General features: G+C 67.0%; 18 protein-coding genes. 2 read left to right on the top strand and 16 right to left on the bottom strand.

Features of this window, described 5'->3' with window-relative positions; genetic code table 11:
- The first annotated feature begins 548 nt into the window (after nucleotides 1-548).
- Entirely contained in the window at nucleotides 549-3,626 is a 3,078-nt protein-coding gene (locus tag AC5P78_RS18420; RefSeq protein ID WP_495217318.1) for a TonB-dependent receptor, read from the top strand.
- 204 nt (nucleotides 3,627-3,830) lie between these two features.
- Nucleotides 3,831-4,025: a heavy-metal-associated domain-containing protein gene (locus AC5P78_RS18415; RefSeq protein ID WP_005409441.1), complete on the top strand. Its 195-nt coding sequence runs from the start codon at nucleotides 3,831-3,833 to the stop codon at nucleotides 4,023-4,025.
- Between the two features lie 79 nt (nucleotides 4,026-4,104).
- On the opposite strand, the gene cueR is transcribed toward AC5P78_RS18415, so the two are convergent.
- From cueR to hisG, 16 genes are all read right to left on the bottom strand, one after another.
- Nucleotides 4,105-4,560, bottom strand: coding sequence for a Cu(I)-responsive transcriptional regulator (cueR, locus tag AC5P78_RS18410; RefSeq protein ID WP_043035085.1), 456 nt, complete (start codon nucleotides 4,558-4,560; stop codon nucleotides 4,105-4,107).
- Nucleotides 4,561-4,571: 11 nt separating this feature from the next.
- The gene (locus AC5P78_RS18405; protein WP_065183916.1) at nucleotides 4,572-7,073 is read right to left on the bottom strand and encodes a heavy metal translocating P-type ATPase; all 2,502 of its coding nucleotides are present in this window, start codon (nucleotides 7,071-7,073) and stop codon (nucleotides 4,572-4,574) included.
- 173 nt (nucleotides 7,074-7,246) lie between these two features.
- Nucleotides 7,247-10,204 (bottom strand): TonB-dependent receptor plug domain-containing protein, encoded by a 2,958-nt coding sequence (locus AC5P78_RS18400; RefSeq protein WP_329761489.1) that lies wholly within the window; start codon nucleotides 10,202-10,204, stop codon nucleotides 7,247-7,249.
- A 400-nt stretch (nucleotides 10,205-10,604) separates the two neighbouring features.
- The gene (locus tag AC5P78_RS18395; protein WP_138969629.1) at nucleotides 10,605-11,336 is read right to left on the bottom strand and encodes a copper homeostasis protein CutC; all 732 of its coding nucleotides are present in this window, start codon (nucleotides 11,334-11,336) and stop codon (nucleotides 10,605-10,607) included.
- A complete protein-coding gene (locus tag AC5P78_RS18390) occupies nucleotides 11,333-12,331 on the bottom strand; it encodes a glycosylasparaginase (RefSeq protein ID WP_138969630.1) in 999 nt (332 codons plus the stop codon). The genes AC5P78_RS18395 and AC5P78_RS18390 overlap by 4 nt, the downstream gene beginning before the upstream one ends.
- Before the next feature lie 51 nt (nucleotides 12,332-12,382).
- On the bottom strand, nucleotides 12,383-13,405 hold the full coding sequence (locus AC5P78_RS18385; RefSeq protein ID WP_138969631.1) for a glucokinase: 1,023 nt from the start codon (nucleotides 13,403-13,405) through the stop codon (nucleotides 12,383-12,385).
- An 84-nt stretch (nucleotides 13,406-13,489) separates the two neighbouring features.
- Nucleotides 13,490-13,774 (bottom strand): hypothetical protein, encoded by a 285-nt coding sequence (locus AC5P78_RS18380; RefSeq protein ID WP_012480039.1) that lies wholly within the window; start codon nucleotides 13,772-13,774, stop codon nucleotides 13,490-13,492.
- 35 nt (nucleotides 13,775-13,809) lie between these two features.
- Nucleotides 13,810-15,399 (bottom strand): calcineurin-like phosphoesterase C-terminal domain-containing protein, encoded by a 1,590-nt coding sequence (locus AC5P78_RS18375; RefSeq protein WP_172711738.1) that lies wholly within the window; start codon nucleotides 15,397-15,399, stop codon nucleotides 13,810-13,812.
- A gap of 154 nt (nucleotides 15,400-15,553) precedes the next feature.
- The gene (hisIE, locus tag AC5P78_RS18370) at nucleotides 15,554-16,174 is read right to left on the bottom strand and encodes a bifunctional phosphoribosyl-AMP cyclohydrolase/phosphoribosyl-ATP diphosphatase HisIE (RefSeq protein WP_012480037.1); all 621 of its coding nucleotides are present in this window, start codon (nucleotides 16,172-16,174) and stop codon (nucleotides 15,554-15,556) included.
- Nucleotides 16,164-16,940 (bottom strand): imidazole glycerol phosphate synthase subunit HisF, encoded by a 777-nt coding sequence (gene hisF / locus AC5P78_RS18365; RefSeq protein WP_005409431.1) that lies wholly within the window; start codon nucleotides 16,938-16,940, stop codon nucleotides 16,164-16,166. The genes hisIE and hisF overlap by 11 nt, the downstream gene beginning before the upstream one ends.
- Nucleotides 16,934-17,668: a 1-(5-phosphoribosyl)-5-[(5-phosphoribosylamino)methylideneamino]imidazole-4-carboxamide isomerase gene (gene hisA / locus AC5P78_RS18360; protein WP_049395190.1), complete on the bottom strand. Its 735-nt coding sequence runs from the start codon at nucleotides 17,666-17,668 to the stop codon at nucleotides 16,934-16,936. The genes hisF and hisA overlap by 7 nt, the downstream gene beginning before the upstream one ends.
- Nucleotides 17,665-18,267: an imidazole glycerol phosphate synthase subunit HisH gene (gene hisH, locus AC5P78_RS18355; RefSeq protein ID WP_227415213.1), complete on the bottom strand. Its 603-nt coding sequence runs from the start codon at nucleotides 18,265-18,267 to the stop codon at nucleotides 17,665-17,667. The genes hisA and hisH overlap by 4 nt, the downstream gene beginning before the upstream one ends.
- Nucleotides 18,264-19,337, bottom strand: a complete 1,074-nt coding sequence (hisB, locus tag AC5P78_RS18350; protein WP_241875929.1) for a bifunctional histidinol-phosphatase/imidazoleglycerol-phosphate dehydratase HisB — start codon at nucleotides 19,335-19,337, stop codon at nucleotides 18,264-18,266. Before hisB ends, hisH begins: the two co-directional genes overlap by 4 nt.
- Nucleotides 19,334-20,428 carry a histidinol-phosphate transaminase gene (gene hisC / locus AC5P78_RS18345; RefSeq protein WP_241880192.1) on the bottom strand — a complete coding sequence of 365 codons (1,095 nt, stop codon included), beginning with the start codon at nucleotides 20,426-20,428 and terminating at the stop codon, nucleotides 19,334-19,336. Before hisC ends, hisB begins: the two co-directional genes overlap by 4 nt.
- The gene (gene hisD / locus AC5P78_RS18340; protein ID WP_414498646.1) at nucleotides 20,425-21,720 is read right to left on the bottom strand and encodes a histidinol dehydrogenase; all 1,296 of its coding nucleotides are present in this window, start codon (nucleotides 21,718-21,720) and stop codon (nucleotides 20,425-20,427) included. Before hisD ends, hisC begins: the two co-directional genes overlap by 4 nt.
- Nucleotides 21,717-22,628 (bottom strand): ATP phosphoribosyltransferase, encoded by a 912-nt coding sequence (gene hisG, locus AC5P78_RS18335; RefSeq protein WP_012480030.1) that lies wholly within the window; start codon nucleotides 22,626-22,628, stop codon nucleotides 21,717-21,719. Before hisG ends, hisD begins: the two co-directional genes overlap by 4 nt.
- Nucleotides 22,629-22,646: the final 18 nt, after the last annotated feature.

Raw genomic sequence — 22,646 nt, 5'->3', positions numbered from 1 at the left:
GGATGGCGCCATCGAGCCCCCAGGGGTGAGGGCGCTTTGCTTGCGAAGCACTGCTTCGCAAGCGCCCGAACGCACAGCCGCCAGCGGCTGGGCCGGACCCCGGAAGGGGGGTTTACGGCGTGTCCTGCCAGCCCACACCGCCCCACCAAACCAGCAGAAAACCAGAGCCGCTTTGGCTTTGGGTTGTTGCCGGCCAGCGGCCGGCACACCGCGGGTGCAGGGCGCAGCCCTGCCGACCCACCCTCCCCTGCGCACGAAAACGATTTCACTGTTTTCAGCAAACCGTCATCCCTTCGCCACGCCAGTACCATATTGCGGAGCAGCATGCGCCCACGGGCGACCCATGCTAAAAAACGCCCGCCCATCGCTTAGATCGATCCAAGACGACATTGCGATGGCCGGGAGTTGGGGGAGCGGCAACAGGACGTACCAGGCCACGCGTACGGTGCAACTGCCACTGCATGGCGATAGCGACAATGTCACTTCAAATTAGATCGATTCAAGTTGTCCGTGCCACGTCACCGGATCAATCCAGGAGAGAGGGAGAGATGGGAATGAAGCATTCAACACGTACGCATGGCCAGGACGCACTGTCGCTGGCCATCGCGCTGGCCCTGGCCGCCGCCGTCGTTCCGGCCGGCGCCGCCGCGCAGCAGGCAACCACCAGCGGCTCGCAGGAAGCCACCAACCTGGACAGCGTCCAGGTCACCGGCTACCGCTACGCCATCGAAAAGAGCCTTGAGCAGAAGCGCGACGCCAACGCCGTTGTCGAAGTGATCACCGCCGAGGACGTCGGCAAGTTCCCCGACAAGAACGTGGCCGACGCACTGCAGCGCGTGCCCGGCGTGGTCATCACCCGCAGCGGTGGTGAAGGCAAGAGTGTCAGCGTGCGCGGCCTTGCGCCGGACCTGACCCTGACCCAGTTGAATGGCAACTACGTGGCCACGTCGGAAACCAACGACGAAGCCACCCGTTCGTTCAACTACACCCTGCTGCCGTCGAACATGCTGTCCAGCGCCGAGCTGTTCAAGTCGCCGGAAGCACGCATCGACGAAGGCGGCATCGGCGGCACGGTCATCCTGCACACCCGCCGTCCGCTGGACATGGAGTCCAACTCGGGCTTCGTCACGCTCGAGGGCACCTCCTCCGATACCCACCACGATATCGACCCGCAGGCCTCGGCCCTGTATTCGTGGCACAGCAAGGATGAGCGTTTCGGCGTGCTGGTCGGCGTGACGCAGCAGAAGCGCACGACCCGTACCATGGAAGCCAGCACCGAGGACTACCAGTGGTACGGCGCCGGCAAGGCACGCGACGCCTATGGCAACGTGCAGCAGCAGGACGGCATCCACTACTGGTGGGGCAAGTCCGGCTTCAACAACCAGACCGGCGGCAACTACAGCGACTTCTTCATGCCGACCTCGGTCAACTTCGCCGTGAAGGAAGAAAAGCGCGAGCGCAAGGGCGGCCAGCTGACCTTCCAGTTCAAGCCGGTCGACAACGTCACGATGACCGCCAACTACTTCCGCTTCGAGCTGCAGGGTGACTACACCCAGAACATGCTGAAGATTCCGGAATGGAGCATGGCCCGCTTCAACGGCGATGGAAACTGGGCCGGCGGCCGCCTGCTCAACGGCCTGGATTTCGACCCCAGCGGCAACACCGTCACCGGTGCCCAGTTCGAAAAGCTGGCCGGAAAGACCTACTACTGCAGCGAAGACCAGGCCAAGGCCGCCGGCCTCAAGCCCGGCGGCTGGGGCCCGGACGACTGCACGATTCCGACACCGCAGCTGACCGGTGGCTACAGCAAGGAAAAGGCGCTGTCGCAGACCGCCGACCTGACCATCGACTGGGACATCAGCCCGCTGTGGAAGGCCTCGTTCACCGGTGGCCGCACCTGGTCTGAAGGTGGTCCGTCGATGAACTTCCGCATGTCGGCCAAGCCGCGCCGCAAGGTCGGCAACGACTACCTGTCCGGTAACCAGTACAGCGCATGGGACCTGACCGGCACGCCGTCTGCCACCTTCTCGCCCGACCTGCAGCAGCAGCTGATGAACGGCATCGCCGAAGTCGACACCGGCTCGACCGATTCGTCGTGGAAGCGCACCGAGGTCAAGCAGAACTACTTCCAGGCCGACGTGACCAAGCTGTTCGAGTCCGGTTGGCTGGATTCGATCCAGTTCGGTGCCAAGTACCGTGATGGCAAGGTCCACCGCAACACCGGCAACACCTACTGGGTATGCCCGGGCCGTGACCCGGCCGACTATGACAACAGCCGCTACCAGAGTGGCTGCGATCCGACTGCCGGCGATGCGCAGCCCGGCTTCTTCCTGTCGAACCCGATCAGCAACATTGCCGGTGGCTTCAATGCCAACGTGTTCCCGGGCATCAACTACCCGGCGTACATCGACTATCTGAACAAGACCTACGGTGGTTCGCACAACCGTACCGAGGAAGACTTCGTCTACAACGTCAACGAGAAGATCTACTCCGGCTACTTCCAGGCCAACTTCCGCACCGAGCGCCTGCGCGGCAATGTCGGCGTGCGTGTGGTGCGCACCAAGCAGTTCGCGCAGTCTTCCGACTCGATCGAGAAGTTCAACGACTACTTCCTGGACAACGCGTCCGGCGCGCCGATGGCGTGCACCGATCCCGCCGCTGCGGCCTACCCGACCTACAGCTGCGAGAGCGGCTTCGTGCGCCTGCCGCATGACCTGGCGCAGAGCAAGACCTACAGCCTGATCGGCGTGGACCGCACCTACACCGACGTGCTGCCGAGTTTCAACATTGCATGGGACATCACCGACACGCTGGTGCTGCGTGGTGCCGCATCGAAGGTGATCGCCCGCCCTGGCTACACCGATATCGCAGCACCGGGCGCGCTGAGCTACTACAGCGAGGAGTACGTCAATGATCGCCGCGTTGCCGGTGGCGCATCGACCGCAGGCTGGGTCGGCCAGGGCAGCAACAAGCAGCTGGAGCCGTTCAAGGCCACCCAGTTCGACCTGGGCCTGGAGTGGTACTTCCAGCCGGGCGCGGTCGCCGGCGTCAGCCTGTTCCGCAAGAACGTGGACAACTTCACCCTGCCGGTGGTGCGCGACACGCCCATGGTCATCAACGGTGAAGCGATGAACGTGCAGCGCTACGAGACCCAGGCCAATGGCCGCGATGGTGTGTCGCAGGGCGTCGAGCTGTATGGCCAGTACACCTTCGATTTCGGCTTCGGCGTGCAGGCCAACTACACCTACAACGACACCAACCTGGCTTCCATTGTTCTGGACGGGCAGGAAATCGGCTCCTCGCCGCTGGTCGGCAGCGCCAAGAACCAGGCCAACGTGACGGTCTTCTACGAGAACGAGAAGTTCCTCGCGCGCGCCTCGTTCAACCGTCGCGGCCAGGTGGTCGGTGGGCTCAACAATGGCCTCACCGTCTACACCGAGCCGTATGACCAGCTGGACCTGAACGTTGCCTACAACCTGACCCCGGACTGGACCCTGACCGCCTCGGTTATCAATGCCACCAAGTCCGAGCAGCGCGTGCACCTGGGAAGCGACACCAAGTCACGCCTGATCTCCAATACCTATGCAGGCCGCCAGCTGTACTTCGGCGCTACCTGGAAGTTCTAAGGCAACACCGGGTTGCCCGGGCGTGCCCCGGTGCAACCCACGCCCCGCCCTGGCGGGGACGTTCCTCCACGGCAGCCGCGCTGGTACAGGTGGCTGCCGTTTTTTTCTGTCGGCGCCTTGCCTTTCGTTCAGCCCGGCGCTTGACCCTGCCATCGTTGGAAGGTGCACACTGACTCCACCCCAAGAGCACCGAAGGAGCTACAGATGGAATTCCATGTCGATGGCATGACCTGCGGCGGCTGCGCGCGCAGCGTGACCCGTGCGATCCAGCAGATCGATCCCAACGCCAGCGTGGTCGCCGACCCGCCGACCGGCCTGGTCAAGGTGCAGACCACCGCATCGCAGGAAGACGTCTTCGCCGCAGTGAACGACGCCGGCTTCCCGCCGCGTACTGCCTGATCCCCTGCCCCGTCTCACACAGGAAAGCCCGCCCGGTGCCGCTGCACCCGGCGGGCTTTTTCATGCATGCGATATCGAGTCAATGCTTGTGCGTACGGCGCCGCACCGCACCGGTCTTGGCGGTATCGACCGGTACCGGCGTCTCATCGTCCTCACCCAGCCGCTGCAGGATCGGGCACTCCGGGCGCTCGTCGCCCGCGCAGCAATTGATCAGCGACTTCAGCGTGTCGGCCATCTGCCGCATGTGCTCGATGCGCTGTTCCAGATCGACGATGTGCTGCTCGGCCAGATGCTTGACGTCGGCGCTGTGCCGCGAGGTGTCATTCCAGAGGCCCAGAAGATCAGTGATCTCGGCCACCTGGAAGCCGAGATCGCGCGCGCGGCGAATGAAGCGCAGACGGTGGATGTCCGCCTGCGAATACGCCCGGTAGCCCGACTCGGTTCTATCAGCGGCGGGAATCAGGCCGATCTGTTCGTAGTAGCGGATCATCTTCGCCGACACGCTGGAGGCCTTGGCAGCTTCACCGATGTTCATGCGGATCTCCTTCAGTGGGTGGCAGCGGCGGCATCCGCCATCGGCGGCTGGTAGCGGCGCAGGCGCAGCGCGTTGCCCAGCACGAACACGCTGGACAGGGCCATCGCACCGGCCGCGAACACCGGCGACAGCAGCACGCCCCAGACCGGGTACAGCACGCCGGCCGCTACCGGAATCAACCCGGTGTTGTAGGCGAAGGCCCAGAACAGGTTCTGCCGGATGTTGCCCAGCGTCGCCTTCGACAGCGCGATGGCATTCGGCACGCCCTGCAGGTTGCCGGACATCAGCACCACGTCGGCCGATTCCACCGCGATATCGGTACCGGTGCCGATGGCCAGACCAATATCGGCCTCGGCCAACGCCGGTGCATCGTTGATGCCATCGCCGACGAACGCAACATGACCATGCGCGGCCTTCAGCCGGCGCACCGCCTCGACCTTGCCTTCCGGCAGCACCTCGGCCACCACTTCGTCGATGTCGAGCTGGCGCGCGATCGCCTGCGCGGTACCAGCGTTGTCACCGGTGATCATCGCCACCTTCAGGCCAAGCTGATGCAGTGCCGCGATTGCGGCCGGCGTGCTCGGCTTGATCGGATCGGATACCGCGATGATTGCGGCCAGGCGGCCGTCGATGGCGGCATACAGCGGCGACTTGCCCTGGGTGCCCAGCTCTGCCGCCAGCGTCGCGAACAAAGTGATGTCCACGCCCAGGTCGCGCATGAAGCGATCGGCACCGACCTCCACCCGCGCACCATCAACGTTGGCACGCACGCCCATGCCGGTGACTGATTCGAAATCGACCATCGACGGCAGCGCGATGCCCTGCTCGGTGGCTGCATCGACGATGGCGCGGGCAATCGGATGCTCAGAGCGCGATTCCACTGCGGCAACCGCCGCCAGCACGGTGCTGCGATTGAAACCGTCCGTGATCTCGAAGTCGGTCAGGCGCGGGCGGCCTTCGGTCAGCGTGCCGGTCTTGTCCACCGCCACCACCTTCGCGTCCTTCAGCAGCTGCAGTGCTTCGCCCTTGCGGAACAGCACGCCCATTTCGGCGCCGCGGCCGGTACCGACCATGATCGAGGTCGGCGTGGCCAGCCCCATCGCGCACGGGCAGGCAATGATCAGCACCGCTACCGCGTTGACCAGCGCGAAGCTCAGCGCCGGTGACGGACCAAAGATCAACCAGACCAGGAAGGTCGCCAGCGCGGCCAGCATCACCGCCGGCACGAACCACAGCGTGACCTTGTCGACCACCGCCTGGATCGGCAGCTTCGAGCCCTGCGCCTGTTCGACCATGCGGATGATCTGCGCCAGCATGGTCTGCGCGCCCACCGCCGTGGCACGTACCGTCAGTGCGCCCTTCTGGTTGACCGTACCGCCCACCACGCTGCTGCCCGGCTGCTTCTCGACCGCGATCGGCTCGCCGCTGATCATCGATTCGTCGATGTAGCTGCGGCCTTCAACCACCTCGCCATCGACCGGCACGCGCTCGCCCGGCCGCACTTCCACCATGTCGCCGCTCTGCACTTCATTGACCGGGATGTCGACGGTGCGGCCGTCACGGAACACATGGGCGACCTTGGCCTGCAGGTTGACCAGACGCTTGATCGCTTCGGAGGTACGGCCCTTGGCGCGGGCCTCGAGGAAGCGGCCGAGCAGGATCAGCGCAACGATGACCGCGGCCGCTTCGTAGTAGACGTTCACCGTGCCCGGCGGCAGCAGCCGCGGTGCAAAGGTCGCCACCACCGAGTAGCCAAACGCCGCGGCGGTGCCCACCGCCACCAGTGAATTCATGTCCGGCGCCAGCCGCAGCAGTGCCGGGAACCCCTTCTGGTAGAAACGGCGGCCGGGAATGGCCAGCACCAGGAGGGTCAGTACGAACTGCAGGTACCAGCTGGCCTGCATGCCGATGGTGGCCATCACCCATTCGTGCATGCCGGGAATCAGGTGCGAGCCCATCTCCAGCACGAACACCGGCAGCGCCAGCGCGGTCGCCACGATCAGGTCGCGCTTCAGTTCGGCGCGCTCGGCATCCTTCTTTTCAGCGGCTTCATCATCGGACTGCACACCGGCCTCGATCGGGCGGGCGGCGTAGCCGACCTTGTCGATGGCCGCAACCAAGGCGGCCGTATCAGCCACGCCGCGCACGGTCGCACGCTCCGTGGCCAGGTTCACGCTGGCCTGGCTCACGCCTGGCACCGCCAGCAACGCGCGCTCCACGCGGCCCACGCAGGAGGCGCAGGTCATGCCTTCCACGGCCAGTTCAACGGTGGCGGGGGGCACGTCGTAGCCCACCCGCTCCACCGCCTGGATCAACGCGGCCCGATCGACCGGACCGGACGGGCGGATATCCGCGCGCTCAGTGGCCAGATTGACCGAAACACTGCCCACACCTTCGACCCTGGACAGCGCCGCCTCGACCCGGCCGACACAGCTGGCGCAGGTCATGCCCTCGATGGGCAGGCTGATGGTGGCAGGGCTTGCGGGGGCTGCAGTGGCGCGGGGCGTGCTCATGATCGGATTCCCGGGGTTCCTTCTGGATGCGGACAGGCTAAACCTTGCCATCGTGGGAAGGTCAAATCCAGCCACCCCGGGGTTCATGATGGGGTTCATCCACGCATGGCGTGGAACTACCGAGCGGACGGAGGCGCCAGGCGGATCAAGCCCGGCGCCCCCTGCGGGTCTGCTCAGAAGGTGAACACGTACTCCAACGCGAACTCGCGGCCGACCGCGCCAAGCAGGCGGGTCGGGGCGAAGTCGTAATCCAGCTTGTACGGGTCCTTGTGGTTCCAGCTGGCGGAGTTGAAGGCGTTGTTGAGGTACACGTTTACCTTCGCGTGTTCGGTTACCTGGTAGCCCACGTTGAAGTTCCAGGTGATGAACGGCCCCACTCGACCGTAGTAGCGCGCCGTCTGCTGCCCGGCATTGGGGTTCGGGTTCGGCGAGCCGTCCGGACGTGTCGCCGGCTCCAGGCAGTTCAGCGACGGGCTGTCGCTGGGCACGTAGCCGTCGGCGAACGGCAGGCAGCCGCCGGGGTTGTCCAGGCGGTCGGTGCCCCAGTGGTAGCGCACGCCCGGCACCGAGCCCACGCGGTCGGCATAGACATTGGCATTCCAGTTGCCGTGCTGCCAGGCCAGGCTCGCGCGCAGCTTGCTGCGCAGGTCGCGGTCGCGGCGTTCCGGGTTCGGGTCGTTGGCGTAGCGCTGTTCCTTGGTCGAGATCTGGTTGGTGTAGTTCAGGCCCAGCTGGAAGCTGCCCCACTGCGCGGTTTCCAGGCGATAGCGTGCGGTCAGGTCGACACCACGTACTTCGCGGCTGGCCAGGTTGAACGGGCCGCGCTCGATCGACACCAAGCGGCCGCTGCTGTCACGGTTCACGCGTGCCAGGATGCCGGCGCAGTATTCGCCACCGGCCGGATTGGCCCATGGCGTGCCATCGATGTTCTTGCCGGTCAGGCAGCCGGCCTCGCTGGCCAGCACCTCATCGGCGCCGACGTCGACGATCATGTCTTCCAGTTTGATCGCCCAGTAGTCGGCACTGACCGACAGGTTCGGCATCACGTCCCAGACGAAACCGACCGTCCACGAATCACCGGTTTCCGAGCGCAGCAGCGGCGTGCCACGCCGGTTCACGTCGAAGGTGTACCAGACATCGGTGTTGCCCACGCCGCAGTTGTTGACCAGGTACGCGCCACTCTGGATGCAGCGCAGGCGGTCATAGGTCTGCACTTCGGAGCTGCTCGGCTGGCCCAGCAGGTAATGCATGTCCGGCGCATGGAAGCTGGTGGCATAGGAGCCACGCACCAGCAACGATTCAACCGGGCGCCATTCCAGGCCGACGTTCCAGGTGGTTTCCTTCTGGCTGCCGATGTCCAGTGCTTCGCTGCTGTCGTCGGCCTTGTAGTTGCCATAGCGGTCATAGCGCGCGGCCGCAGTGGCGGTCACGCTGTCCAGCAGCGGAATCTTGAATTCGACGCCGGCCGAATAGCGGGTGCGCTCGCCGCCACCGCGATCGACGTTCTGCAGGTCGAAGTCGATGCCTGCGCGTGGGTCGGGGCTGAGGTGATAACCCTGCTGCGCGACTTCAGCCACCGCGGCGAACGAGATCGGGCCGGCCCAGCCCTGGAACAGTTCGCCGGTGATATCCGCCGAGGCCTGGTTGACCCAGGACGCCGCACGGTTCTTCGCCACCGTACCCATCTGCCAGTACTGGTCCGGCGTCAGCGGATTCCACCAGCGCGATTCGTTCAAGGCGTAGATCGCCTCGCCATCGGCCGTGGTGCCCAGCTTCGGGCCGAGGAAGTAGTCGTACGACTTCTGCTTGTCGACCACGTTCTGCCGTTCTTCCACGCGGTAGTACGAGCGCCCCACCGTGGCGCTCCAGTCGAAGCGGTCGGCGAGGCGGCCACGCAGGCCGGCGCTCCAGTCCCAGGACAGTTCGCGGTTGGTGTTACGCAGCGTATCCAGGCCACCCACCTCGTTTGGAGTGAACTGGCGCACGCCGAGGATCGGGCGGTTGCGGTTGGCGTCCCAGTAGTAGCCGTTGTCATCGTCGACCAGCGACACGCCGGGCGGATTGGTGCCCCAGATCGCTTCGGAACGGTAGACCGCCAGATTGGTCCAGGCCTGCAGGTCATTGCTGAAATCGAAGGTGGCATACAGGTTGCCGGACACGTTCTCGGCGCCGCCGGTGAGCAGCCAGTTGGCGTAGTCGGCGCTCATGCCGCACAGGCGGCCGGTGTTGGTGATGGTGTTGGCGGCGTAGTTGTAGACCAGTCGATCGGCGGTGTAGTACTCACTGCCGAACTTCTCGCAGGTGCCGGTGGGCGGCGCCAGGCGCTGGCCCGTGGTGGGATCGATCAGCGCCAGACCGGCGGTAGGACGGAAGCCGACCTTGCGTTGTTCCATGTTCCAGGACGGGTACGGCGCATCATCGGCGTCGTCCATCTGCGGGCGGTCACGGCCGAACAACGGATCGCGCTTGGTGTACTGCAGCGCGTAGGTCACGCTCCAGTTGTCACCGGTCTTGCCGCCGGCCCAGGACAGGTCCCAGGTGTCGCGCCCACCCTCGGTGGAGGTGCCGCCACGCACGCGCACTTCGTCGCCGTCGTAGTTGGTCTTCAGAATGACGTTGACCACGCCGGCGATCGCATCCGAGCCATAGATGGCCGAGGCGCCACCGGTCAGCACTTCGATGCGCTCCACCGCCGCGGCCGGAATGTTGCCGTAGTTGGAGAAGTTGGTTTCACCGCCATAGGGCAGCGGGTAGTCGGCCACGCGACGGCCGTTGACCAGCAGCAGCGAGCGGTTCGGGCCCATCCCGCGCAGGTTCAGGCCACTGGCATTGGGCGTGTGCGAGCCCCACTGCGAGGCGGCTTCAACAGTGCCGGTCGCTTCGGTGAGGGTCTTCAGCGCGTCGTACACGCTGACGAAGCCTTCCTTCTGGATCTGCGCGGCGGTGATCACGTTGACCGGTGCCGGGCCTTCGACGCTGGCGCGCTTGATGCGCGAGCCGGTGACGGTGACCGCGTCGAGATCCTTGGTGGATGAACTGGCAGCCTCCTGCGCGCTGGCAGCCAGGGGCAACAGGGCCAGGACCAGGGCCTGGGACAGCAGGTGACGACGCTTGCGGACGATCTGAGCCATGGGTGGTTGCTCTTCGAAAGTGTGGACGCACGGACGGGTGGTGGCGCGGCACTACAGCTGATCCGGGCACCTGGATCGGTTCAAGACCGTCCCGACGCCCTCCCCTGTGGATCGATCCAAACTAAAGCACAGCTGAACCACGCCGGGCATGCGGCGACGCAGCAATGCCCGGTTCAATGCCGCTATCGGCCGCAGGTATCAAGAACAATCAAAGGGTTGCGAAACATCGCTGAGAGAACAGCGCACACGTCAATGACATGATCGCGACAATCGCGCGCGGAACGGATTTGTCCGGCGCAAGCCAGCGTCCGGGGTCGGATCCCCTCGCAGAGGGGCTCTGACCCGATTGCGTCGGGTGGGTCAGAGCCCTTCTGCGAAGGGATCCGACCCCGGCCAGCTCTCAGCCGTCCAGCGCCTGTCGCAGCGCGGCCACGGTCGCGGTGGCGGTCTGGCTCCAGTCCGGGTCCAGCCCGCGCAGGTCCGGGTTCTGGAACTGCATGGCCGAGCGCCGCAGGCCTTTGGCCGAGGCGTGCAGTTCGGTGCAGCCGCTGCGTCGTGCGACGGTGGCGATATTGGCCGGGCCCAGCCCCGCGCCGGCCATCACACTGATGCGCCCTGCCGCCTGGGTAACCAGTCCCGCCAGCACATCGGCACCGGCTTCGGCGCTGACCTGACCGCCCGAGGTCAGCACGCGCTGGCAGCCCAGCCCGATCACCTGCTCCAGCGCCGTCGGCAGATCACGGGCGGCGTCGAAGGCGCGATGGAAGGTCGCCTGCAACGGCCCGGCGGCCTGCACCAGTTCGCGGCACAGCGCCACGTCGATGCCGCCCTGCACATCCAGCGCACCGATCACCACGCCATCGCAGCCGAGCGCGCGGCACTGCGCGATGTCACGCAGCATCAGTTCGGTTTCCAGCGCGTCGTAGTGGAAGTCGCCCGGGCGTGGTCGCACCAGCACGAACAGCGGAATCGACAGGCGTTCGCGCGCAAGCGCGATGGTGGCGAACGACGGCGTGGTGCCACCCTCGGCCAGGTTGTCGAACAGCTCGATGCGGTCGGCGCCGCCGGCCTGTGCCGCCAGCGCCGAAGCCAGCGAGTTACTGGCAACCTCCAGGGTCAGCCGCGTGCTCACGCCTGGGTGCTCGTGTAGATCGACGGCGAGTCGCGCAGGTCATCCTGGCGCTGCGCATCGCACACGGCGTAGACGAAGCCGCGATGCAACGCGTAGGCGCCCACCTCGCCCTGCTTGTTCATGGCCAGGAAGCAGACCTGCAGTGTCCTGCTCGCTTCGGGGCGCTTGCGGACCACGCGGTCGATGGCTTCACGGCAGGCCTGTGCCGGCGAGCGCCCCTGGCGCATCAGTTCGACCACCAGGAACGAAGCGGCGTTGCGGATCATCTCTTCACCCACGCCCGAAGCAGTGGCCGCGCCCACGTCGTTGTCGACATACAGGCCGGCACCGATGATCGGGCTGTCGCCGACCCGGCCGTGCAGCTTCCAGGCCATGCCGCTGGTGGTGCAGGCACCGGCAAGGTGGCCCTTGGCATCCAGCGCCAGCATGCCAATGGTGTCGTGGTTGTCGCTGTTGCCGGGAATACCACGGCGCTCGGCGTTGATCTGCGGCTGATACTTCTCCGTCTTCAGCCACTCGCGCCAGGCCGCTTCGGCCTGCGGCGTCAGCAGGTGCTTGCGCTCGAAACCCTGCTGCACCGCGAACTGCTGCGCGCCCTCGCCCACCAGCAGCACGTGTGGGCTGTTCTCCATCACTTTGCGGGCCACCGACACCGGATGCAGGATGTCGACCAGCGCGGCCACGGCGCCACAACGGCCATCGCCATCCATGATGCTCGCGTCCAGGCTCAGCACGCCGTCGCGATCCGGGTTGCCACAATGGCCGACGGTGGGGTTGCACAGCTCGCTCTCGGCCCAGCGTGCGCCTGCTTCCACCGCATCCAGCGCGCTGCCGCCCTGCGCCAGCACCTTCCATGCGGCCTGGTTGGCCGGCACGCCGAAATCCCAGGTTGATACGACCTTCGCCCCGCCCTGGCTGCGCGCCCGCACGCCCGGCAAAGCCGCCATGCCTGCAGCCAGTGCACCGGCCTGCAGGAACTTCCTGCGATCCACCATCTTCCCCTCCCAGTCTGCAATGCACGGCCGGCCCGATGCCGACCCTGCCGATCAGTCGTGCGTGGGCTGCCGTGCGGCGTGCCAGACCGCTGCGCCGAGCACGCCCAACTGGCCGTGCTCCACGCGCCATACCGGCACCTGGCGCAGCACCTCGGTCAGCACGCCCTTGTTGAGGAAGCGCTCACGGAAGCGGCCATCGGCCAGGAAATCCTGCACATGCGCGGAAATGCCTCCGGCCAGGTACACCGAACGTGCACCGACGGCGATCGCTGCGTCGCCGGCCAGGCTGCCCAGCCACGCACAGAACACCTGCAGTGTTTCCACGGCCAGCGCATCCTCGCCGCTGCGTGCGGCGCCGATCAGTGCCTCGGTGCTGGTCCACACCGGGGTGACGCCGCGCAGTTCGCACAGGCACGGATACAGGTTCATCAGGCCGCTGCCGGACAGCACGCGTTCGTTGTCCACGTGCGCCCAACGCTGCAGCAGCTTGCCCAGCACCTGCAGTTCCAGCGCGTTGCCGGCGCCAAGCGCGGCATGGCCGATCTCGCTGGCCAGCACCGGGCGCTCGCCGTCGGCAAAGCGCAGTGCGGCGCCCAGGCCGGTACCAGCACCCAGCACCAGCGCCGGGAATGCCTGCGCCGGATCAGCATCGCCGTTCAGCGGCACCAGCGTGTCCGGCTGCAGATAAGGGATGGCCAGCGCCACCGCCTCGAAATCGTTGATCAGCTGCAGTTCGCCCAACCCGGACTGCGCGCGGGTGGCCGACAGCGAGACCGTCCATGGCAGGTTGGAATTGATCAGCACATCGCCATCGAGCAGGCCGGCAATGGCCACCACCGCGGTCTGCACCGGCTGGCCAAGGCCTGCGGTGAAATCGGCCAGGATCGCCGCCAGGCTGGGATGCTCGGCGCAGGCATAGGTGCGATGGCTGCCCAGCAGCGGCGCCTGGCCGGGTTGGGTTTCAGCCAGCGCAAGGCGGGCGAAGGTGCCGCCGACATCGGCAACGACCAGACGGCGTGGAAGACCGCCGCGGGCGGAGTCAGAGGAAACCGGGGACGCTGCTGCGATGGTCACGCTGGCCTGCTTGGATCGATTGAATCGCCCCGATTCTCAGGCATCGGGGCGGCTTTGCCTAGCGCGCCGATGGTTCAGGTTGGCCTACATGCCTTCCTGTTCGGCCACCTGCACACCATCCACCAGCACTCGCAGCCGCTGCGGGCGGAAGCCGGCGAACAGCAGCGGCCGGGTGCGCTCGACCAGCACTTCATGGCCGGCGATGTGGCGCAGCCACGACTGTACCAGCGAGAACGAGAAGTGGGTGCCCGGATGCAGCGGGTGCTGCACCCAGACCGTCTCGGTGGCGCTCTGCAACTGCATCGCGCCGGTGAACCAGTGGCGGCTGAGGGTCACCGGCGTGGTGCCGGCCATGAAGCGGATATCCATGCGGGGTCCTTTCGCTGGAGCGGTGGTGTGCGGGGTCAGGGCTGGGCAGTCTGCAGGCTGTAGCTGGTGCTGGCGGTGAACACCGCGCCGTCGGGCTGGGTGGAGCGCACCTCGACCTTGTGGCTGCCCACGGCCAGATCGGTCGGCAGCGCGCCACGCCACAGGTGCGGCGATGCGGTGGCCTCCGGCGAGCGGTCGTAGCCACGCAAGCTGTCTGCAAGATCGTCGGCCACGTTCTCCACCATCAGGCGCGGATCGGGTTGGCTGACCTGCTTCATCGGCTGCCAGGCGCCTCCATCGACGCGGTACTCGACCACGCTGGCATCCTCACCCATGTAGACGTTGGCATAGATGCCCCAGGCCGGGTAGGCGCCCTGGCGCAGCACCTTCGGCGCATGCAGGCCGATCTGCTCGCTGGCCGGTTTTCCGGCCACGCGGTACTGCAGTCTGTAGCTGCCATTGCCGGCCACGTCGAGCAACGCATAGCCCTTCGGCGTGCCATCGCTCATGGTGCTGTCCGGCACGCCGGCGGCATTCTTGACGCCTGACCAGAACGCACCGCAGTTGGCACCGACGTTGTATTCGTGCAGCGGCTTGTCGCCGTTCCAGCCCTCGGCCTTGCCATGGTAGACGTGCTGCTGGGTGTGGCTGTGGCCGCTGAGCACCAGCACGTTGCGGAAGTCCTTCAGCAGGTCGAACAGGCGCTGGCGGTCGGCATGGCGGAAGGTCTCGCGTCCGGGCGCCGCGTCGAACAGCGGGATGTGCATGCCCAGCACCAGCAGGCGATCCTTGTGCAGGCCCTTCAGGTAGCTGGCGAGGAAGGCGAACTGGTCTTCGCGCAGGCCGCCGATGTACTTCGGCTTGGCCTTGGGGTCGTACACCACGTCGTCCAGGAACACGAAACTGGCGCCGCCCTCTTCCACCGCATAGGTGTCTGGACCGTAGATGTTGCGCCAGCTGTCCAGCGAGTGTTCGTCGCTGGCCGCATCGAAGTCGAGATCGTGGTTGCCCGGCACATGGAACCACGGCACGCCAAGTCCGGTGGTGACCTTGTTGATCGCCGGATACAAGGTCAGGTCGTCGTTGACGATGTCACCCAGAGTGGTGCCCATGCGCGCCTTGGTCTGTCCCACCAATGGCGCGACGATCGACTGCTGGTAGTAGCCGATATCCTTCAGGCTGGCGGTCTGCGAATCGGTGAACACCAGCATCTGGAAGCCGCGCCGACTGTCATGGCGATCCGACTGCAGGGCGAAATCCCAGTTGCGGGTGACGTCGCTGGTCGCGGCGATGCCGCCGTACTTCAACGCCGGCGAACCGTTCGGGCGATAGTGCCGCCAGAACGAAGGCAGGCCGTCGGCCGCTTTCGGGAAGGAATACGCATCGGGCTTGATCACGAACACGGTCTGGCCATCACGCAACGGCAGGCTGTAGCTGCCGTCTGCAGCCGTCTTGACGATGGCCTCGCCGTTGGAGACCTGCACGCCGGCCAGGCCCGGATCGGTCGCACCGCGGCCGGGTTTGCCGTCGCGCTCCAGATAGACCTTGCCGGTGACCACGGTATCCGCGGCCCAGGCCGGCGAGGTCAGCAACAGGCAGCACAGCCAGGCGGCAGGCAGTTTCATGGGCGGTCCGGGTAAAGAAAGACCGCCTATTGTAGATTCCGTTGATGACATCGCGCACGCGATGACGCATGCCGGTAGTGCCGGCCGCTGGCCGGCAGCCTCATGAACGTCGGGCATCCGGGGCTTGCCGGCCAGCGGCCGGCACTACCACACGTCAACGATGGCGTTTTTCCAGCACCGCACGCGCATCATCCAGCGACAGCCCGCGCGCGCGCAGCAGCACCAGCAGGTGGTACAGCAGGTCCGAGGCCTCGCCCAGCAACGCCTCATCATCCTGCGCCACCGCCGCCAGGGCGGTCTCCACCCCCTCCTCGCCCACCTTCTGTGCGATACGGCGGATGCCGCCCTCGAACAGGCTGGTGGTGTAGCTGCCCGGCGGGCGTTGCGCCTCACGCATCGCCACCAGCTGGCCCAGCCCGCCCAGGAAATCCTTCGGCGCCTGGTCGAAGCAGCTCTCTGCACCGGTGTGGCAGGTTGGCCCCGCCGGCCGTGCCATCACCAGCAAAGTATCGGCATCGCAGTCGACGCTGATCGACTGCACCACCAGTACGTTGCCGGACTGCTCGCCCTTGGTCCACAACCGCTGCTTGCTGCGGCTGAAGAAGGTCATGTGGCCGATGGCCAACGTGGCCGCCAGCGATTCGGCACTCACATAGCCCAGCATCAGTACCTGCAGGGTATCGGCATCCTGCACCACCGCCGGCAGCAGGCCGTCGCCCTTGCTCCAGTCCAGCGCCTGCAATGCGTCCAATGACGGCCTGACTTCAATAGACATCCCGCACCTCGATCTGCTGTCCGCGCAGGTAGCGCTTCAATTCCGGAATGGCGATCGCGCCGCTGTGGAACACGCTGGCGGCCAGCGCGCCGTCGACGTCGGCCTGGTCAAAGGCTTCGGCGAAGTGCTCCATCGCACCCGCACCGCCGGAGGCGATCAGCGGCACCTGGCACAATGCCCGTGCCTGCTGCAGTTGCACGACATCGTAGCCACGGCGTACGCCATCGCTGTCCATGCAGTTCAGCACGATCTCGCCCGCGCCACGCCGTTGCGCTTCGACGATCCAGTCCAGGGTGCGCAGCGGCACCGCCTGGGTCTTGTCCGGATCGCCGCTGAAACGACGCACCCGCCATTGCCCGTCGGCCTCGCGCACCGAATCGACACCGACCACCACGCACTGCACGCCGAACTCGTCCGCCAGCTCGGTGATCAGCTCCGGGCGCCCCAGCGCCGGCGAGTTGATCGACACCTTGTCGGCACCGGCAAACAGCACGCGGCGCGCGGTTTCCACACTGTCGATGCCACCGGCCACGCAGAACGGAATGTCGATCAGCCGCGCGATGCGCTCGATCCAGGCAACGTCGACCGAACGCGCCTCGGGGCTGGCGCCGATGTCATAGAACACCAGCTCGTCTGCCCCCTGGTCGCGATAGCGCTGCGCCAACTCGGCGATGTCGCCCATGTCGACGTGGTCGCGGAAGCGCACGCCCTTGACCACGCGGCCATCGCGCACGTCCAGGCAGGGAATGATGCGGCGGCTCAACATGCCAGCGCCTCCGCCAGGTCCATGCGCTGCTCCAGCAGTGCCTTGCCGAGGATCGCACCGCCACAGCCGGCGGCACGCGCCTCGGCCACATCGGCCACGTCGCGGATGCCTCCGGAGGCCTGCACCGCCACCCCCGGCAGCAACCCCGACAAGTGCCGGTAGAGGCAGATGTTGGGCCCGGCCAGCATGCCGTCCCGGGCGATGTCGGTACACAGCAGGTGGCGCATGCCGGCGCGCGCGTAGCGCTGAGCCAGCTCATCCAGGGTCACCCCGGCGTTCTCGGTCCAGCCGTGCACCGGCAGCTGCCACTGCCCCTGTGCGTCCTGGCGCGCGTCCAGCGCAATCGTGATGCGCTCGGCGCCGAATTCCTCCAGCCAGCCGACCACTTCATCGGGGCGACGCACCGCCAGCGAGCCGACCACCACGCGACCGGCGCCGGCATCGAGGATGCGCGCCACATCGTCGCGGCCGCGCACGCCACCGCCGGTCTGCACCTGCAGCGATGTCTGCGCGCGGATCGACGACAGTAGCGGCGCCAGCGTATAGCCACCGGCGCGCGCAGCGTCCAGATCGACCAGATGCATCCACTGCGCACCCTGCGCGGCGAAGGCCTGCGCGCGTGGCAACGGATCGTCGCCATACGAGGTTTCCTGCGCGTAGTCGCCCTGGCGCAGCCGCACCACGCGGCCGTCGCGGATATCCAGCGCGGGGTAGACGATGAAACTCATGCAGCAGTGCCCTCGAGAAAATTGCGCAGCATCAGCGAGCCGGTGTCGCCGGAGCGCTCGGGGTGGAACTGTGCGCCGTAGTAACGCCCCTGCTCCACCACGGCAGTGAACAGGCCGCCGTGGTCGCAGGCAGCGACGGTGTGGGTATTGAGGGGCGCGGCGTAGCTGTGCACGAAGTAGGCGCTGGCACGCTCCGGCACGCCGCGCAGCAGCAGCGATTCGCGCAGCGGCAGCAGGCGGTTCCAGCCCATGTGCGGCACCCGGATGCCGCAGGCCGGCACCAGCTTGCGCACCACGCCGGGAATCAGGCCCAATGTCTCCACACCCGCTTCCTCGGAGCGTTCGAACAGCAGCTGCATGCCCAGGCAGATGCCCATCAGCGGCACCTCCAGTCGCTGCAGCGGTTCCACCAGGCCCTGCGCGTGCAGGCGCTGCATGCCGGGACCGGCGGCGCCGACGCCGGGCAGGATCACCCGCTGCGCACCGACCAGACCGTCCACATCGCGCACCAGCCGTACCGTCGCACCCAGGCGCTCCAGTGCGTAGCGCACCGAGCCCAGGTTGGCGCCGCCGGCATCGATCAGCGCAACGTCACTCACAGCGCCCCCTTGGTGCTCGGCAGTGCCGTGCCCTGCCGGGCCAGCGCCGGACGCAGCGCGCGGGCCAGGGCCTTGAAGCACGCCTCCACCTTGTGGTGATCGTTGTCGCCGCGTACCTGCAGGTTGAGGTTCAGGCCGCTGGCATCGCACAGCGAGCGGAAGAAATGCGGCACCAGCTCGGTCGGCATGTCGCCCACGCGCTCGCGCTTGAACTCGCCCTCGAACACGAAGTACGGGCGGCCACTGAAGTCCAGTGCAGCACTGGCCAGCGTCTCGTCCATCGGCAGGGTGAAGCCGTAGCGGCCAATGCCGCGCTTGTCGCCCAGCGCCTCGCGCAGGGCCTGGCCCAAGGCCAGCCCGGTATCCTCGATGGTGTGGTGTTCGTCGATGTACAGGTCACCCTCGGCCTGGATGTCCAGCGCGAAGCCACCGTGCTTGCCGATCTGTTCCAGCATGTGGTCGAAGAACGGCAGGCCGGTGGAGATGCGTGCATCACCCGCGCGATCCAGGTCCAGTTCGACGCGGATCTTCGTTTCTTTCGTATTGCGCTGGACCACGGCGGTGCGCGGTGCGTCGGCCAGCGCGTGGGCAATGCCCGGCCAGTCCCACTGACCACCGAACTGCTCGGTGCGCAGCTGGAAACCGCGGATGTTGAGGTTGTCGGCAAACTGCAGGTCGGTGATGCGATCGCCGACCATGCCCGAACGCGCCCAGTCGATGCTGCGGTCCTGCAGATAAGCCGTCATCAGTCCGATGCCCGGCTTGCGGGTCGGCGCATTGTCCTGCGGCCAGCTGCAGTCGATCAGCACGTCACGGAAAGTGATGCCCTGGCTTTCGAAGATCTGCAGCATCAGCTCGTTGGGGCCATCGAAGCTGGCACGCGGGTAGCTGTCGCTGCCCAGGCCATCCTGGTTGGTGACGATCACGAACTGGTAGCCGGCATCCCGCAGCTTCAGCAGCGCCGGGATCACCTGCGGCACGAAGCGCAGCTTCTCGTAGGCGTCGATCTGGAAATCGGACGGCTCCTCGATGAGGGTGCCGTCGCGGTCGATGAACAGGATCGGGGTCATGCTGCGGCCCTCCGCGCCGACAGGGCCGCGAGCACGCGGTCATTCTCTTCCGGGCTGCCGATACTGATGCGAAGCGCATCGCCCAGCTGCGGCGCGGCGCGCTGGTCGCGCACCACCACCCCTGCAGCAAGCAGCGTATCGAACGCCGCCTGTGCATCGGCGAAGCGGACCAGCAGGTAGTTGCCGGACGAGGCGTACACCCGGCGTACACCGGGCAGGCTGGCCAGTGCCGTTCGCAGGCGTTCGCGCTCGGCGATGACCGTGGCCACGCGCTCGGCGGTGCGTGCCAGCGCGGCCGGCTGCAGGGCCTGCACGGCCAGTTCCGCGCACGGGGTCGGCACCGGATACGGCGCCTGGCAGCGGCGCAGCACGGTAATCAGTTCCGGGGCGGCGATCAGCGTTCCAATGCGCGCGGCCGCGAGTGCGTGTGCTTTCGACAGCGTGCGCAGCACCGCCAGGTTGGCGTGCGCGGCCAGCAACGTGGTCGCCGACGGACGCTGCGCGTACTCGACATAGGCCTCGTCCACCACCACCAGTGCCTGCCCGCGCAACGCAACCGCCACCCGTTCGACCTCGTCCAGGGCGATATCACTGCCGGCCGGGTTCGACGGTGCGCACAGGAACACCAGCTTGGCATTGCGTGCCCTGGCGGTGTCGATGACCGCGTCCAGGTCGGCGCGAAGGCCATCCTCGCTGTCCACCAGCGGCACTTCAATCAACGCGGCACCCTGCAGGCGTGCGCAGACAGCGTACATGCCGAACACCGGCGGCGTGACCAGCACGCCATCGCGGCCCGACACGCACAGCGCGCGCACCAGCAGATCAATGGCTTCGTCGCTGCCGCGACCGATCAGCAGCTGCTGTGGCGTCACGCCGTACAGCGCCGCCAGACCCTCACGCAATGCCAACGGCTGCGGTTCGGGATAGCGCCGGCTGCTGCCTGCGGCGTCTGCCGGATTGGCCCAGGCTGATTCATTGGCGTTCAACCAGACCTCGCCCTGCACCGCCATGCTGCGCGCCGAACTGTAGCCAGCGAAGGCCTGCAGATCGGGGCGCACCAGGGCCAGCACGTCATCAATGGAGGCACTCATGCCGCTGCCTCCATGCGCAGGGCCACTGCACGCTCATGCGCATCCAGGCCTTCGGCACTGGCGATGATGCGCGCGCAGCCGCCGATTGCCGCCAATCCTGCGGCGCTGGCGCTCTGCACGCTGATCAGGTTCTGGAAGCTGGCGACGCTGACGCCACTGTAGGCACGCGCGGCACCGGCGGTCGGCAGCACGTGGTTGGTGCCGCTGCAGTAGTCGCCCAGTGCTTCGGGGGTGTAATCCCCCAGGAACACCGAGCCGGCCGCCTGCACCTTGTCCAGCCACGCGCGCGGATCACGCAATGCCAGGATCAGGTGCTCCGGTGCATAGCGGTTGCTGATCGCGAAGGCTTCGTCCAACGAATCGACCTGGATCAGCCGCGAGGCCGACAGCGCCTGGCGTGCGATCTGCTGGCGCGGCAGCAAGGCCACCTGGCGCTCGACTTCAGCCTCGACCGCCGCCAGCATCGCGGTATCGTCGGTCAGCAGCAGCACCTGCGAATCCGGGCCGTGCTCGGCCTGCGACAGCAGGTCGGCTGCAACGAACGCCGGGTTTGCACCTGCATCGGCAATCACCAGCACTTCGGAGGGACCGGCCGGCATGTCGATGGCGGCGGCGCCGTCCTGTGCGACCTGCTGCTTGGCTTCGGTCACGAAGCTGTTGCCCGGCCCGAACAGCTTGTCACAGGCCGGAATGCTGGCCGTGCCGTAAGCCATCGCAGCGATGGCCTGGGCGCCGCCCAGCTTGAACACGCGCTGCACGCCGGTCAGGCGTGCGGCCACCAGCACCGCAGGATCGGCCGTGCCATCGGCACGCGGCGGCGTGCACAGCACCACCTGCGGGCAGCCGGCCAGCTGCGCCGGCACGCCCAGCATCAGCGCGGTGGACGGCAGCGGTGCGCTGCCGGCCGGCACATACAGGCCCACCCGGCCAATCGGGCGCAGCATGCGTTCGCAGACCACGCCCGGCGCGGTTTCCACGGCATACCCCGTACCCATGCCGGCGGCGTGGAAGCGGGCGATGCGTTCGGCAGCTTCGACCATCGCCTGGCGCAGTTCGGCGGGGACGGCGGCATCAGCCGCTGCGAACTCGGCTTCGCTCACTTCGAACGATCGCAGCTCGACACCGTCGAAACGTGCGGTGATCGCACGTAGCGCGTCGTCGCCCTGCGCGCGCACCTGTGCAATCAGCGTAGCCACCGCATCGCGGGTCTGCTGCGCCACGGTCTGCACCGGGCGGGTCAGTGCCGCACTGCGCGCGGCCTCATCAAGTCGGGACCAGATCAGACGGTTCATGCCAGCGACCGCTCCACGCTCAGTACCATCAAGCCCTGCGCGCCGGCGCGCTCGAGTTCCTCCATGCGCTGCCAGCTCAGCGGGCCCGGGCACATGGTCTGCAGGCGCAGTGCGCCGCCGTCGGCCGGCAGCCGCACCAGCGGCTCGGCATCGGCCAGCAGCTGCGCCAGCGCGTCGACGCGATCCTCGCTGGCGCGGAACATCAACAGCTTGCGGTCCTGGCGCTGCACCACGCCGTCGAGGCGGCGCAGCAGCATCGCGCGCAGCGATGCACGTGCATCATCCGGCACGCGCACCGCACCGGCCAGCACCGCCTCGCTGTCGAGCAGGTTGTGCACCGGGGTCAGCTGGTTGGCGCGCAGCGTGGCGCCGCTGGAGACCAGATCGCAGATCAGGTCGGCGGTACCCAGGCGCGGGGCGATTTCCACCGACCCGGACAGCTCGACCACCTGTGCGTCCACGCCCTGTTCGGCCAGCCATTGCTTGAGGATGGCCGGGTAGCTGGTGGCAATGCGGGCACCGGCCAGCTGCGCCGGTCCCTGCCACTGCCACTCCTCGGGTACCGCCAGCATCAGCCGGCACTGGCCAAAGCCCAGTCCGCGCAGTGCCTGGTAGGCATCCGGCAGGCCGATCTGGCGACGTGCCGCAGCCTGCTCGTCCAGCTCGTTGCGGCCGACGATGCCGAGGTCGCAGACGCCGTCGGCGATCAGGCCGGGGATGTCGTCGTCGCGCACCAGCAGCAGGTCCACCGGCAGCGATTCGCCGTAGCAGAACAGCTTGTCGCGGCTCTCGCGCCAGCTCAGGCCGCAGGCGCTGAGCAGGTTGCGCGCGGGTTCGGCCAGCCGGCCACTCTTCTGGATGGCGATACGCAGCCGGTCTCGTGCCGGCGCTGCCTGGGTTGCACTCATGGGGGAGGTCTCGAAGTT

Source organism: Stenotrophomonas sp. YJH_SMC_133, from assembly GCF_059370655.1.
This window is presented reverse-complemented; position numbering and strand designations above follow the sequence as displayed.

What these genes read in the sequence shown, in the direction of transcription:
- AC5P78_RS18420 (WP_495217318.1), top strand. Translation starts at nt 549, where the DNA reads ATGGGAATGAAGCATTCAACACGTACGCATGGCCAGGACGCACTGTCG.
- AC5P78_RS18415 (WP_005409441.1), top strand. Translation starts at nt 3,831, where the DNA reads ATGGAATTCCATGTCGATGGCATGACCTGCGGCGGCTGCGCGCGCAGC.
- cueR (WP_043035085.1), bottom strand. Translation starts at nt 4,560, where the DNA reads ATGAACATCGGTGAAGCTGCCAAGGCCTCCAGCGTGTCGGCGAAGATG.
- AC5P78_RS18405 (WP_065183916.1), bottom strand. Translation starts at nt 7,073, where the DNA reads ATGAGCACGCCCCGCGCCACTGCAGCCCCCGCAAGCCCTGCCACCATC.
- AC5P78_RS18400 (WP_329761489.1), bottom strand. Translation starts at nt 10,204, where the DNA reads ATGGCTCAGATCGTCCGCAAGCGTCGTCACCTGCTGTCCCAGGCCCTG.
- AC5P78_RS18390 (WP_138969630.1), bottom strand. Translation starts at nt 12,331, where the DNA reads ATGGTGGATCGCAGGAAGTTCCTGCAGGCCGGTGCACTGGCTGCAGGC.
- AC5P78_RS18380 (WP_012480039.1), bottom strand. Translation starts at nt 13,774, where the DNA reads ATGGATATCCGCTTCATGGCCGGCACCACGCCGGTGACCCTCAGCCGC.
- AC5P78_RS18375 (WP_172711738.1), bottom strand. Translation starts at nt 15,399, where the DNA reads ATGAAACTGCCTGCCGCCTGGCTGTGCTGCCTGTTGCTGACCTCGCCG.
- hisIE (WP_012480037.1), bottom strand. Translation starts at nt 16,174, where the DNA reads ATGTCTATTGAAGTCAGGCCGTCATTGGACGCATTGCAGGCGCTGGAC.
- hisF (WP_005409431.1), bottom strand. Translation starts at nt 16,940, where the DNA reads ATGTTGAGCCGCCGCATCATTCCCTGCCTGGACGTGCGCGATGGCCGC.
- hisA (WP_049395190.1), bottom strand. Translation starts at nt 17,668, where the DNA reads ATGAGTTTCATCGTCTACCCCGCGCTGGATATCCGCGACGGCCGCGTG.
- hisB (WP_241875929.1), bottom strand. Translation starts at nt 19,337, where the DNA reads ATGACCCCGATCCTGTTCATCGACCGCGACGGCACCCTCATCGAGGAG.
- hisC (WP_241880192.1), bottom strand. Translation starts at nt 20,428, where the DNA reads ATGAGTGCCTCCATTGATGACGTGCTGGCCCTGGTGCGCCCCGATCTG.
- hisD (WP_414498646.1), bottom strand. Translation starts at nt 21,720, where the DNA reads ATGAACCGTCTGATCTGGTCCCGACTTGATGAGGCCGCGCGCAGTGCG.
- hisG (WP_012480030.1), bottom strand. Translation starts at nt 22,628, where the DNA reads ATGAGTGCAACCCAGGCAGCGCCGGCACGAGACCGGCTGCGTATCGCC.